Origin of the sequence: Colwellia sp. BRX10-4, assembly GCF_014077465.1 — a bacterium.
Taxonomy (GTDB): Bacteria; Pseudomonadota; Gammaproteobacteria; order Enterobacterales; family Alteromonadaceae; genus Colwellia_A.
The window spans coordinates 54,857-68,129 of sequence record NZ_JACGVZ010000005.1 but is presented as its reverse complement, the minus strand read 5'-3'; the positions used below and the strand labels follow the sequence as shown (position 1 = coordinate 68,129).

Here is a 13,273-nt window from a genome sequence, read left to right as displayed (position 1 = left end):
TATGACCGCAGCGCAAAAACCTAATCGCAAACAACAAATTTTAGAGTGTTTAGCAAAAATGCTAGAAACTTGTCCTGGCCAGAGAATAACGACCGCCAAACTTGCTGCTGAAGTGGGTGTATCAGAAGCTGCGCTTTATCGCCACTTTCCTTCTAAAGCGCGTATGTTCGAAGGTTTAATTGATTTTATTGAAGAATCAACGTTTTCACGGGTGAATTTAATCCTCAGTGATCACAAAGAAGCTTTGGTGCGTTGTCATCATATTTTGCATGTATTGTTGGTTTTTTCAGAGCGTAATCCTGGGATGTGTCGTATCTTGGCTGGTGATGCGTTAATGGGCGAAAACGAAAGATTACGAACACGTGTTAATCAGTATTTTGAAAAATTAGAAACGCAATTTAAACAAGTCTTACGTGAACGAAAATTGCGTGAAGGTAAGAGCTTTAGCATTTCAGAGCAAGCATTAGCAAATATTTTAGGCGCTTATGTTGAAGGAAAAATTAGCCAGTATGTTCGTTCAGGTTTTACCAAGAAGCCTAGCGAAGATTTTAATGATCAATGGCAATTTTTAATGGCGGGTAAGTAAGTTTCGCGTAAAAATGCGACGACATAACCCTGAGCAATACAGATTTCAGTAAGTTAATAACCTAATAAGTATTAAAATAAAATTAAGGAAAAAATGTGAGTGATTTATCACAGCTTCATCCCATGCATTTATGGCAGTTATTTGAAAAAATATGCAGTATTCCTCACCCTTCAAAGCATGAGCAAAAAATATCAGCTTGGATCCAAGCTTGGGCAAAAGAGCAAGGTTTAGCGGTAAAAGAAGACGCCGTTGGTAATATTTTTATTAAGAAGCCAGCTACAGCGGGTATGGAAAACTGCCAAGGTGTTATTCTACAAGCGCATATGGATATGGTTCCACAAAAAAATGCTGATACCGTTCATGATTTTTTAACCGATGCTATCAAACCTTATACGGTTGAAGAAGCCGATGGACAATGGGTTACAGCAGAAGGTACCACCTTAGGCGCTGATAATGGTATTGGCTTATGTTCAGCTTTAGCCGTTTTAGCAAGCGATGATATCGCTCATGGCCCTTTAGAAGTTTTAGTAACCATAGATGAAGAAGCTGGCATGACCGGCGCTTTTGGTTTGGAAGCGGGCTGGTTAGAGGGCGATATTCTAATTAATACCGATTCTGAACAAGAAGGTGAAATCTATATGGGGTGCGCCGGTGGTATTGACGCCGAAGCTACCTTTAAATTGATTTTTGAAGATGTTACCCAAGATTTTACTTCATTTACCTTATCTCTTTCAGGTTTAAAAGGTGGACATTCTGGGGTAGACATCGATACGGGTCGTGCCAATGCAAATAAACTTTTAGTGCGATTTTTGCTCGACGCAAGCCAAAATTTTGATTTGCGTTTAGTGGATTTAAATGGCGGTAGCTTGCGTAACGCTATTCCTCGTGAAGCTGATGCCAGCTTTGTTATTGCAGCAAAAGATGTGAGCGCTTTTAAACTTAGCCTAGACGATTATTTAGACAGGTTACGCGCAACATTAGGCAGTATTGAAACCGATATCGAGATGTTACTCATTTCACCAGAGGTTTTCGACCAGTGTTGGAGTCTTAAAACACAGTCGTTAATTTTAAACGCCCTTAACGCTTGCCCCAATGGTGTTATTCGCATGAGTGACGATATTGAAGGTATTGTAGAAACATCGCTTAACTTAGGGGTTGTTCGCTGTAAAGGGCGTAACTTTATCGCTATGTCGCTTATTCGTAGTTTACATGACGATGGTCGATTACTGGCCGAGTCTATGGTGAAGTCAGTCTTTACATTAGCAGGAGCAAAGGTTGAATTTTCTGGTGCTTATCCCGGCTGGAAGCCTAATACAGATTCAAAAATTATGAAAACCGTCCGTGATACTTACCAGTCACTTTTTAATAAAGTGCCTGAGATTATGGTTATCCATGCCGGTTTAGAATGTGGTTTATTTAAAAACGCTTATCCAAATTGGGATATGGTTTCGTTTGGCCCCACCATTAAATTTCCTCATTCACCTGATGAAAAAGTGAATGTCGAAGCCGTTGGGCTTTATTGGCAGTTACTGGTAGAAGTCTTGAAGAATATTCCAGCAAAAGCTTAGTTTTTCTGTTGTTATGTTGAAGATGTCACCTTACTTTTAATCAAGTAAGGTGCATAATTTCAACATAATACGGTTTAAATCAAAACAAGTGTTGTTAGGCTAAGGTCTAATAAACTTTTTCTGGTAAAACCGTATACTCAAAGAAGAAAGTTTTAAGGATTAACTTATGTTCCAGCCAGAAAAAATAATAGTTGCTGACGATCACCCTTTATTTAGACAAGCGTTATTAGCCGCGCTCGATGTTAAGTTTAATAAAACCCAGTGGTTAGAAGCACAGACAATCGAGCAACTTGAACAACAACTCGCTAATAATACCGACAGTGATTTAGTCTTGTTAGACTTAAATATTCCTGGCGCTCATGGTTTTAACACTTTAATTCATGTGCGTAATCATTTCCCGCAAATACCGGTAGTGATGATCTCGGCTCATGAAGATAATGATACTATTCGTAAAGCGATGGAATATGGCGCAGCGGGTTTTGTACCTAAATCGACGCCCGTTGAAACTATTATTTACGCGATTCAACAAATATTAGCGGGAGAAGTATGGGTACCAGAAAGCTTTGCTCAAGCGAGTAAAGGTGATGGTGAAAGTAATATTGCTGAGCGTGTGGCGAGTTTAACTCAACAGCAATACCGCATTTTAATGATGTTTGCCCAAGGCTTATTAAACAAGCAAATTGCTTACGACCTTAATGTCTCAGAAGCGACTATTAAGGCGCATGCTACCGCTATCTTTCGTAAACTCAATGTTCGTAACAGAACGCAAGCCGTTATTGCTATTGCACCACTGAATGTTGCTGAGCCAAATATTAATCACTAAGCGCAATTATTAACAATTATCAGTAATAGCAATGGGCTATTGCTTGTTAGTGTTCAACCCACTAATTAATCACTCGCAGCGACTTGTAAAAGCAACCATCAACAACCGCTGGTGATAACGATTACTCAGAATAATTATCTTGTAACTTCTTCGCTAGCAGTGCACTCATCATTGCGCGCAGCGCTGCTGGCTTAACCAGTTTTCTCATAAAGCCAACATCAGCTTTATGAGTTTTTTCTTCAATGTCACTATCGATAGTCGCTGTAATTAATATGGCCGGAATATAATGATTACTGCTTGCACGTAACGCTTTAATAAGGGTTAAGCCGTCTTGATTATTATTAAGCTGGTAGTCGACTAATAAAATTTCAACTTCATTTTGATGCTGTGCAAATATTGCAATTGCCTGCTCAAAAGACTCAGCCGATAGCACGTTACACTGCCAAGCACTGAGCAGTTCTGTCATGCCATTAAGTACATCAGGGTCGTTATCAATACACATTACCGTAACGTCTTTTAGACCTATTTTATTGACTGGCTGCTCAATTTTAATATTAAATTGTCGATGAGCTTTAGTGATAGCGAGTGAGAATTTACACCCTTGCTGCTCTTTTGATGTTAACGACAGCGGGTGTCCTAATAATTTTGCAAAGCTTTGGGTAATATTAAGACCCAATCCTAAACCTCTGCTGGCATGACTTGGATTGTTTTCTAGTTGAGTAAATTGCTCAAAAACAATTTTTTGTTTTTCAAGTGGAATACCTGGACCGTTGTCCAATACTTGCAGAATAACTTGCTGACCAAGAGTACGCGATCCTAATAAAACTTTACCCGGACTGGCGTAGCGAAAGGCATTGCCAATTAAGTTCTGTAAAATACGGCGTAATAAATTACGGTCTGAAGTAATCCAAGCTTTACAAGAGACCACTTTAAATTCAACTTGATATTCAGCCGCCGCCGCTGAGAATTCTTGCGCCAAATCTTTAAATAAATCATCCACTGAAAATGTGGTGAGATGGGTGGTGATATTACCGCTTTCAATACGTGCTATTTCAGCTAAGTCGGCCAGTAAGTCGTTAGCAACTTTTAAAGAATGATCGATGTTTTTGACTTGTCTTAATTGGCTTTCGCTTAAACTGCCTTGGCTACTCAAGGCTGAGGTAAATAATCTTGCAGCTTCCAATGGCTGCATTAAATCATGGCTGCAGGCTTTGAGATAGAGGCTTTTTTTAATATGTGCTTGTTCAGCCTTCTCACGAGCAGCATCTAAATCTTCATTGGTTTTTTCTAATTTTTTAGTGCGTTCGGTAATAATGGCCTCTAAATCAACATTGGTATCTTTTAATACTCTTTCAGCATTTTTATAGGCGGTAACGTCAGAAAACAACATGACAAAGCCACCACCGGGTAAAGGGTTACCTTGAATTCTGATCACTTGGCCGTCAGGGTGTTCACGTTCAGAGCTGTGAGGGCTTCCGTTTCGTAAATACTCTAAACGTTTTTCAACTTGCCGACTAATTTCACCTTCGCCGCAAAGACCACGCGAGGCGTTGTAACGAATAAGGTGCTTTATCGGGCAGCCTTTGTAAATTAACTCTTTAGGGTAAGAAAATAAATCAATATATTTATTGTTCCAAGCGACTAGTTTTAGCTCATTATCGACAATAGAAATACCGTCACTGGCGTTTTCTATTGCGCTTTGTAATAAATTTTGACTGAATTTACGCTGCTGGCTCGAAGCATCTTCAACTAATACCGCAATTTCGTCGAGGGCAATATCGCGTCCATCTAAAGCCGAAGATAAGACTAAACGTGCTGAAGATGCCCCCATAACACTTGCCAGCGTATTTTCAGTATGCAGTAATAACTGTTGATTATAATCTTGATGAGTAACCTCTTTTTTCACAACACCTTGCTTAAAGTGTTTAAAACTAATTTTTGCTTTTCCTTCGCCAACAAAGCGCGAGACAAGTACTTCTAAATCACGTTCATCAATATGGCGTTTTTTCTGTGAATTGAGTAGTTTAGGTGCTTGCCACTCTAAAAATAGCGATGCCTGTACCCGCTCTTGCACACTTTGGCGACTGACTTGTGATAATGCCCACATTACAAACATATTAATCGTTAAGCTAAGCAGGCTAACGGTGGTATTAGCCGATAATAAGCCGCCGGTAAAAGGCTGCTCGTATAAGCCAAATTGTGGAATGAAATTAAGTAATAACCACATTGAAAAACCAATTAAAATACCCGCATATACCCCGGTTAAGCTTGCTCTTCGCCAGTAAAATGCCGCAACAAGTGCTGGGGTCAATTGCGCAAAAGCTCCAAAAGCAATTTCACCTAACGAGCTTAGGGTATCGGGTGACGTCATCAAAAACACCCCGTAGCCTAGTAAAATAACTAGAAAAACAAGTGCTTTACGAATGTTAAGCAAGCGAATTCGAAATTCATCAAAATCAGTGTTTTTAGCTTTGCTAGCACGAAAAATATAAGGGAAAACTATTTCATTACTCAGCATCGTACTCAGCGCAATCGAAGAAATAATCACCATAGAGCTGGCAGCAGAAATAGCACCTAGAAAAGCAAACAGTGTTAACCAGGTTTGTTGTTGATGCCAAGGTAAAAATAAAACATAAGCATCTGAAGGGACACTATCACCCAAGAGCATTTGGCCCGCGATACCCAGTGGTGCAGCGAAAACCGCAAAAACTAATAAATAAAGCGGAAATACTTTTCGACTGAGCTTAGTATCTTTTGGGTCTTTAAGTTCAACGACCATGACTTGAAATTGTCGAGGTAAGGATAAAAATGCCGCCATGACAATAACCAACATCGCTAGCATCGACATCATATTAGGAAAGTTAAGTTGCTGCTCTAGCTGTAAACGTGCTCCTGACTTGTACCAAATGTCCATGGGTGAGTCGAAGACAAAAAAAGTCACAAAAATACCGACAGCAAGAAAAGCAAAAAGTTTGACTAACGATTCAAAAGCAATGGCGAGCATTACACCTGGGTGGCGCTCGGTAACATCGATGTGACGAATACCAAATATTACGGTGAAGCCAGCAAGTACTATGCTTGAAATAAGTCCAAAGCGCCAAGTTACTAACGTTTGTTCAGCTTGAAGTTGTTGAAAAGAATAGACAATAGCTTTTAACTGTAGAGCGATATAGGGCATGGTGCCGATTAAAGCGACGATGGTCACCATAATCGCTAGCTTGTGCGACTTACCATAACGTGAGGCGAGTAAATCAGCGAGAGAGGTTAAGTTTAACTTTAAGCTAACACGCACAATACGTTGGATAAAAGGCCAAGCAAAAACAAATAATAAAATGGGTCCTAAATAGATAGGAATATGAGAAAGAAAGTTTGTTGAGGCTTGGCCCGTAGTGCCTAAAAAGCTCCATGACGTACAGTAAACCCCTAGCGTTAGCGCATAAATAATCCCCTGACTTTTACGAACAATTTTATGACGGTATTTGTTTCCTAAATAGGCAATAAGAAAAAGCAGGCCAATATAACCAATACTCAATACGGACAATTGCCAATTAGGAAACATAATTAATCTCAATTTTTATTTTTATACTTCTACAATACCAAGCCTTTAAGCTAATTTATACAAAACTTGGTGGGTAATTAAGCGAAGTTTTTTAAGCCATTAACTTCAGAACATTGCATTTCAATAACATTACTATACAATCGCGTTCGAATATCATTCGAACGAATAAGTTAAAGAGATTTCTATGGCACCAGCACCAAAATTTAGCCTTGAAGAACAAGAGAAGTTAATTCTGTTTGCCGCGGTTACCGCAATAGAAAAAAGTAACGTATTAGATTTTTCAATGTCATCAATCGCCAAGTCTGCTGGCCTATCTATGGGATCGGTCTATAAATTTGTGCAATGTAAAGAAGACTTGCTGATTGTCTTAGCAACAAAAATGTATCAAGAAAAATATCGGGTTGTAAGTCAAGTGCTTGCATTGCCACTAACTACGCCAGAACGAATTATTGCTTTAAGCTTACTCGATTTCTCTAAAGTACAAATGTTTAGTTTTGATGATCAACTAGAAAGTATTGTTAATACCCGCTCTATTATAAAGCGATGCTCGCAACGCTGGCTTGATTATATGATTAATTGTAGTCGTGTCTGCGAGGATTCATTTAAAGCATTGTTGCAAACGGCAGTCGATACTAATGAACTACAGTCGAGTGTTAATGACATGGAGCAGATAAGTATTGGCGCATGGTCTTTAAATGTTGGTTATTTTCAAACGGTAAGATTACATCACAATAGAAACAGTAAACAAGATAGTGAAGCTCAAGAGGGTATCACTTCTTTATCAACAGACAATGTGCACATTCTTAATTTACAACGCTTTATCAACACCTTTGATTGGCGACAAAAAGTCAGTAAAGACGATATTGAAAAAATAGCTATACAGCTAACGACGTCAGAGCTTAGATAACAACATGAGAAATAATAAAGGAAATACTATGAAAATCCGTCAATGGATTCTAATTATTCTAATTTTAGTTGCAGTGGTCAGTAGCTTGTATTTTTATAAGTCATCATTACAAGCCGAAGCATCGCAGGGAGTCAATATGCCTGAGCCTTCAGCAACGGTTAATGCGACTGAAGCGGTTCGTGTCGATTATCAAGAGATGCTTAAAGTCAGTGGTGAAGTACAAGCCTTTAAATCATTATCATTAAATAATGAATTCGCTGGGCAAATCACCCTGTTAAATGCACAGTCAGGACGTCTGGTGAAAAAAGATCAGGTACTTATTGAAATTGACCATCGAGATGAAGACTCGAAGTTAATTGCCGATCAAGCACAGCTTACCTTAGCGAAAAAGACCTATAGTCGCTATCTTGTCTTAAAGAAAAACAATGAAATTAGTGCCGAACTTGTTGATCAAGCTGAAGCTGAAGTTGCATTGGCTAAGTCTGATGTAGCGTTATTAGAAACGATGATCACCAAGAAAAAACTGACTGCGCCTTTTGATGCAAAAGTGGCCATTCATAATCTTGAAATTGGGCAATATTTAGATAAAAACAGTCAAGTATTGACCTTGATTGGTATTAACGAATTTACCTGGATTGATTTTTACTTACCACAAGTTTATCAAGAGCTCGAGGTGGGATCGGTTGTTAACGTTCAACCGATGAATCAGCTTAAGTCATATCAAGCGATGATCATTGCCATTGACCCACAATTAAAACGGACTTCACGTAGCTTGAAGTATCGCGCACAAATAAAGTCTTCATTATTAGCATTGAAGCCTAATACCTTAGTCAGTGTTTATTCACCCATTGCCGCCAAGGCTTCGCTAATATCAGTACCTGATATCGCCATAACACGAGATCCACTAGGAAGTTATGTTTTTATACTTGAAGCTGAGGGTGAAGGTGCTTATCGGGCTAAAAAAGTTAAAGTGATTTTGGGCGATCGCAATGATGACCGGGTAATGGTGTTGTCAGGCCTCAATGAAGGGCAATTAATTGCTACAAAAGGTGCATTTAAATTGTTCCCACAAATGAAAGTTTATCTCGCTGAGCCTTTGTCAGCGAGTACTGCTGATAAGAAATAGCGAGTTATGATGAAAAAAACTTCAAATCCAATTTCACACAGTAAAGTATCGGTAATGGATATTTTTGTTCGCCGTCCTGTTGTCGCGTTAGTTTTGTCTATTATTATTTGTTTAGCGGGACTTTGGTCAATCAGTAAGATAGCTGTCTTGCAGTTTCCAAAGATAGAGAGTGCGTCGTTAGTTATTGATACCTATTACATTGGCGCTTCAGCTGAAGTGGTGCAAGGTTTTGTTACTGAACCGATAGAACGAGCTGCCGCAACGGTGCCCGGTGTTGAGTATGTTGAGTCTAAAACGACTTCAGGTAGCAGTAAAGTTACCGCGTGGCTCAACTTAAATGAAAATAGTACCTTAGCATTAGCGGAGTTAACTGCACGTTTAAGCCAAATTCGCTATGAATTACCCACAGGGGCGCAAGACCCCATAGTCTCAGTGAGTCGTGCAGATCGTCCTTTTGCTGTCTTCTATCTGAATGTTAATGCTAATGGTAATGACTTATCAAAAGTCACTGATTACTTAACCCGACAAGTTAATCCGGTTTTAAACGCCATAGAAGGCGTACAACGTGTTGGTATTGAAGGGGCAAGAACGCCAGCAATGCGCATCTGGTTGAATACCGAAGCGCTTGCAGTGTTTAACTTAAGTTCGACAGAGGTTTACCAAGCACTAGCAACCAATAACAGTATTGCAACTATGGGTTATGCTGAAAATAGCCGACAGCGCATTGATATTGTCGCTAACAGTCAATTAACGTCAGTGACTGAGTTTGAGCAATTAGTGGTGGCAAATATCGACGGTGCTACCATTCATTTAATTGATATTGCTCGTGTTGAAATAGCGGCAGAAGATGCCAGCGTTACGGCAAGGCTAAATGATAGTGACACGGTTTATATCTCAATTTGGCCCTTACCTGGCGCTAATGAAATTGATATTGGCGATAGTCTTTATAGTAAAATTGCCGAATTAAATAAAACATTACCTTTAGGTATGTCGATAGATTTTGCCTTCGACGGTACACTTTATATGCGTGATGCGTTAAGTGAAATTTTTATTACTTTAATGGAAACTGTTATTTTAGTCGGCTTGGTCGTTGTTTTATTAATGGGGTCATTTAGAAGTGCGATGGTGCCACTTATTACTATTCCTATATCTATACTTGGCGCGGTAGCAGCGATGTCATTTATGGGTTTTTCGCTTAACTTATTAACCGTGTTAGCGATTGTATTATCGGTAGGTTTGGTGGTTGATGATGCGATTGTGGTGGTGGAAAACGTTGCCCGTTTAATGCGCAAAGGTTATTCAAAATTTGACGCTGCTTTAGAAAGTTCACGTCAACTACTTGTTCCCATTATTTCGATGACCTTAACGTTAGCTGCGGTCTATGCTCCTATTGGATTTTTATCAGGGTTAACCGGGGTTTTATTTAAAGAATTTGCTTTTACCTTGGCTATTGCGGTCATTATTTCAGGGATTGTCGCGATTACTTTATCATCGGTGATGAGCGCACATATCTTGCCTAAAGGGGGTGAAGAGGGGTGGTTAACACGAAAAGTGAATAAACTCTTTGATAATATTCAACAGGCTTATGGTAAATTACTGCAACGTATTTTTAAGTGGCAAGGGCAGGTTTTTTTAATTGCGGCTGTGGTTTCTTTGCTTTCAGTGCCTTTTTATTTGCAATCAAAGAAAGAGCTAGCGCCTGTTGAAGATCAAGCGAGTGTGATGTTTGTCGTTATGTCACCACCTGACTCTTCATTAGCGTACAACGTTGCTCAAATGGGACCTGTGGTGGAGACCTTACAAGAGATTGAAGGTGGTTTGAAAGTTTGGCAATTACTCTTCACTTCTGGTGGCTTTGGCGGCTTAGAGTTGGTTGGTGCTGACGATCGTAATTACTCTACACAAGAACTTATTCCAGAAATGTATGGCAAATTGGCGCAAATACCCGGTTTGAATATGTTACCTATATTACCCGGTTCATTGCCAACCGCAGGGCAATTTGAAATTGAAATGGTAGTTAAATCTTCGGCATCCTATGCTGAAATGAAAAACTATGCTGATCAATTGGTGGGAGCAGCATTTGCCAGCGGTGATTTTCTTTTTGCAGACAGTGATTTAAAAATAGATTTACCCCAAGTTGAGTTACAACTAGATCGCGAAAAAATTGCTGATTTGGGGCTTAATGTTGCTGATATTAGTCAACAAATGGGCATTCTATTGTCGAGTAACTTCGTTAACCGTTTCGATGCTAACGGTAAGGCATATCGTGTTATTCCAATGGTTGATAATAATATTCGGGGTAAAACTGAAGAGATCTTAGCGTTAAATATTAAGATACCTTCGGGAGAATTAATCCCCGTTTCGGCTGTTGCTGATTTAACATGGAAAACCGTACCGCGTGAATTATCAACTTTTGCTCAGCAGGCTTCATTTAAAGTTTATGGTGGCGTTGCGCCAGGCGTTAATAAAGAACAAGCGCTATCAACACTAGAAAAAGCGGCGAGAAATATGCTACCTACAGGTTACAGTATTGACTATGCCGGAGAATCACGTCAGCTTCGCAAAGAAGGCAGTACCCTAGTGATGGTATTAGGTGTTTCATTATTGATTGTGTTTTTAGTTTTAGCGGTACAATTTAACAGCTTTAGAGACCCGCTTGTGGTGCTTTTAGGTTGTGTACCCTTAGCGTTGTCAGGAGCATTACTTTTACCTTACATTGAGTTAACCACCATTAATATTTATTCACAAATTGGTTTGATCACCTTAATTGGTTTAATCGCTAAAAATGGTATTCTCATTGTCGAATTTGCGAATCATGCTCAAATAGCTGGCGCCGATAAATTAGCGGCGGTTACAGAGGCAGCAACGACACGTTTGCGACCGATATTAATGACGACCGCGGCAACTATTTTAGGACATTTTCCTTTAGTATTGGTGACGGGAGCTGGAGCAGAAGCGCGAAACAGTATAGGTATTATTTTAGTGGCGGGTATGTTTATTGGCACACTATTCACGCTGTTTGTTTTACCTAGTTTCTATTTGTTATTTGCCGAGCGTCGACAAGCTTCAGTCGAAAATAGACCCGAGATGGCTATCGCTAAAAGCGAAGTTTAGTCAGGGGGAGTGTTGCTAGGTAAGAAAGGGCGTTACTTTATCAAGTAACGCCCTTTTTTTAGGCAACAAACGCAGTTAATACTTTAAAGTGGATCACTCGTCGCCACTGTTTCGTTGTTGAGGAATATCACTAAAGTACTGGACAAACTCTACTTCAAAGCCATTGGGGTCAAGAAAATATAAATTAGCTCGGTGTGGATGCTCAACGCCTTCTTTATGCACGTCAAAGCCCGCCTTTACTAGTCTATTTTTTATTGCTGTTAAATTATCAGTCACAAAAGCAAAATGCGCTAATCCTACTTGATGCCCCAATAAATCTCGATTTTCTTCAATACCGTTATCGTTGAAAGTAAGATATTGATAGTCGTCACCAAAGTGCACCCAATTGCGGTCTACACCAGACCATTGTGAAATGCCCTCAGCTCTTATTTTCCAATGAGGAAAGGCTGCTTGGTAAAATGTCAGTGTTTGTGGAATGTCGTTAACGACTAAATTTAAGTGTTCAATGTGCAGCATAGGTATCCTTGTTTACTAACAGTGAAGAAACGATGAAACTCAGCTCAAGCTGAAGTAAAAGGTTATTTCTAATAAGCTTAAAATTATATTATGTCAATTAAGTCCTAATGGACAGGGTGAACACTGAAGAAGTGAATTTAATCATAGACAACCTTGCTAAGTGCTGAGGTGTAAAAGTATCGAGGTTACCTTTTTATCAAAAAATAATCGTCCTATAGTCGTGGGGTGGCGTGATTAATTTGGGGACGTAATAAGATGTCGTGGCGAATGAATGTTCAGATAATGAGTTGGCTTGGTGTTAGTCATGTTATCAGTGGTTGTTATTATCAATGAATCGTTGTCATAACTACCATGACAACGATAAATCAACGACCTGCCACTTGTGGGGTTATCGGTGGTATTAGTTAAGTGTTTGCGTATAAAACTCAGAAAAATATTTACCGCCCTTAATTTCAAGGATTAAACGTAATTTGTAGCTTTGGCCTTTATCTGCAATCAAACGACCAAGTGGTGTTTCACGCTTCCAGTAATAAGGCGAGTCTTTCATGCCGAGTCGAAAGGACGTTGCTTGGTTTTCTTTATCGACGAGAAATAAAGTCGCAGTGTCGATAGGGAAAGTAGAATTTACGGTCGTTATACCTTTATCATCCATAACATTAACTTCAAATTCTCCTGATTTTAAAATACATTTTTGCTGACTAACGTCACAATGTCCAAAGGGAACTAATTCAAAAGCGCGTGCTTGACTCGCACTATTCTCTTCCCATAAATCAGCTAAGGCAAAGCCTAAAATGGTCAGGATAGGGGCAACGATAATAGCTGTTTTAGTGTGTTTGTTCATAAAGCTTCCTATGAGTATATGTTACTTCGTCATGCTGAATTTATTTCAGTTGTTTAACTTGATATCTTGAAATGAATTTAGGATGACGCCGACTTAGCTCGTTAGGTTTTAGTTCTGCAGCCCACTGAGTCAGTTTAGTTTTAATCATAATGGCCATTTAGCCCGTTCGGTGTTAAATATTATGTCTGCTTAAGCAGAAGAATTTACTCATCATATCGTAATAAGTAAATATA

At 39.3% G+C, this 13,273-nt stretch carries 9 protein-coding genes; 6 read left to right on the top strand and 3 right to left on the bottom strand.

Features of this window, described 5'->3' with window-relative positions:
• The first annotated feature begins 1 nt into the window (after position 1).
• The 3 genes from slmA to H4J67_RS06330 all read left to right on the top strand — a co-directional run bounded on the left by slmA (position 2) and on the right by H4J67_RS06330 (position 2,977).
• Complete coding sequence (gene slmA, locus H4J67_RS06340) at positions 2–586, top strand: nucleoid occlusion factor SlmA (RefSeq protein WP_182175097.1); 585 nt, start codon at positions 2–4, stop codon at positions 584–586.
• Between the two features lie 95 nt (positions 587–681).
• Complete coding sequence (locus H4J67_RS06335) at positions 682–2,154, top strand: aminoacyl-histidine dipeptidase (protein WP_182175100.1); 1,473 nt, start codon at positions 682–684, stop codon at positions 2,152–2,154.
• A 166-nt stretch (positions 2,155–2,320) separates the two neighbouring features.
• Entirely contained in the window at positions 2,321–2,977 is a 657-nt protein-coding gene (locus tag H4J67_RS06330) for a response regulator transcription factor (protein WP_070375424.1), read from the top strand.
• A 121-nt stretch (positions 2,978–3,098) separates the two neighbouring features.
• On the opposite strand, the gene H4J67_RS06325 is transcribed toward H4J67_RS06330, so the two are convergent.
• Positions 3,099–6,536: a PAS-domain containing protein gene (locus tag H4J67_RS06325; RefSeq protein ID WP_182175115.1), complete on the bottom strand. Its 3,438-nt coding sequence runs from the start codon at positions 6,534–6,536 to the stop codon at positions 3,099–3,101.
• 184 nt (positions 6,537–6,720) lie between these two features.
• On the opposite strand from H4J67_RS06325, the gene H4J67_RS06320 reads away from it, so the two are divergent.
• From H4J67_RS06320 to H4J67_RS06310, 3 genes are read left to right on the top strand one after another with little or no spacing between them, the layout of a single operon-like run.
• Positions 6,721–7,443, top strand: coding sequence for a TetR/AcrR family transcriptional regulator (locus H4J67_RS06320; protein WP_182175118.1), 723 nt, complete (start codon positions 6,721–6,723; stop codon positions 7,441–7,443).
• 28 nt (positions 7,444–7,471) lie between these two features.
• Positions 7,472–8,569 carry an efflux RND transporter periplasmic adaptor subunit gene (locus tag H4J67_RS06315; RefSeq protein ID WP_182175121.1) on the top strand — a complete coding sequence of 366 codons (1,098 nt, stop codon included), beginning with the start codon at positions 7,472–7,474 and terminating at the stop codon, positions 8,567–8,569.
• A gap of 6 nt (positions 8,570–8,575) precedes the next feature.
• On the top strand, positions 8,576–11,683 hold the full coding sequence (locus H4J67_RS06310) for an efflux RND transporter permease subunit (protein ID WP_259368506.1): 3,108 nt from the start codon (positions 8,576–8,578) through the stop codon (positions 11,681–11,683).
• A 93-nt stretch (positions 11,684–11,776) separates the two neighbouring features.
• Here H4J67_RS06310 and H4J67_RS06305 read toward each other — a convergent pair whose 3' ends face one another.
• Complete coding sequence (locus tag H4J67_RS06305; protein WP_182175124.1) at positions 11,777–12,199, bottom strand: VOC family protein; 423 nt, start codon at positions 12,197–12,199, stop codon at positions 11,777–11,779.
• Between the two features lie 400 nt (positions 12,200–12,599).
• Positions 12,600–13,040 (bottom strand): hypothetical protein, encoded by a 441-nt coding sequence (locus H4J67_RS06300; RefSeq protein WP_182175127.1) that lies wholly within the window; start codon positions 13,038–13,040, stop codon positions 12,600–12,602.
• Between the last annotated feature and the right edge of the window lie 233 nt (positions 13,041–13,273).

Bases quoted from the DNA above. Each gene is read 5' to 3' on its own strand.
- slmA (WP_182175097.1), top strand. From the start codon at position 2: ATGACCGCAGCGCAAAAACCTAATCGCAAACAACAAATTTTAGAGTGT.
- H4J67_RS06330 (WP_070375424.1), top strand. From the start codon at position 2,321: ATGTTCCAGCCAGAAAAAATAATAGTTGCTGACGATCACCCTTTATTT.
- H4J67_RS06325 (WP_182175115.1), bottom strand. From the start codon at position 6,536: ATGTTTCCTAATTGGCAATTGTCCGTATTGAGTATTGGTTATATTGGC.
- H4J67_RS06320 (WP_182175118.1), top strand. From the start codon at position 6,721: ATGGCACCAGCACCAAAATTTAGCCTTGAAGAACAAGAGAAGTTAATT.
- H4J67_RS06315 (WP_182175121.1), top strand. From the start codon at position 7,472: ATGAAAATCCGTCAATGGATTCTAATTATTCTAATTTTAGTTGCAGTG.
- H4J67_RS06310 (WP_259368506.1), top strand. From the start codon at position 8,576: ATGATGAAAAAAACTTCAAATCCAATTTCACACAGTAAAGTATCGGTA.
- H4J67_RS06305 (WP_182175124.1), bottom strand. From the start codon at position 12,199: ATGCTGCACATTGAACACTTAAATTTAGTCGTTAACGACATTCCACAA.
- H4J67_RS06300 (WP_182175127.1), bottom strand. From the start codon at position 13,040: ATGAACAAACACACTAAAACAGCTATTATCGTTGCCCCTATCCTGACC.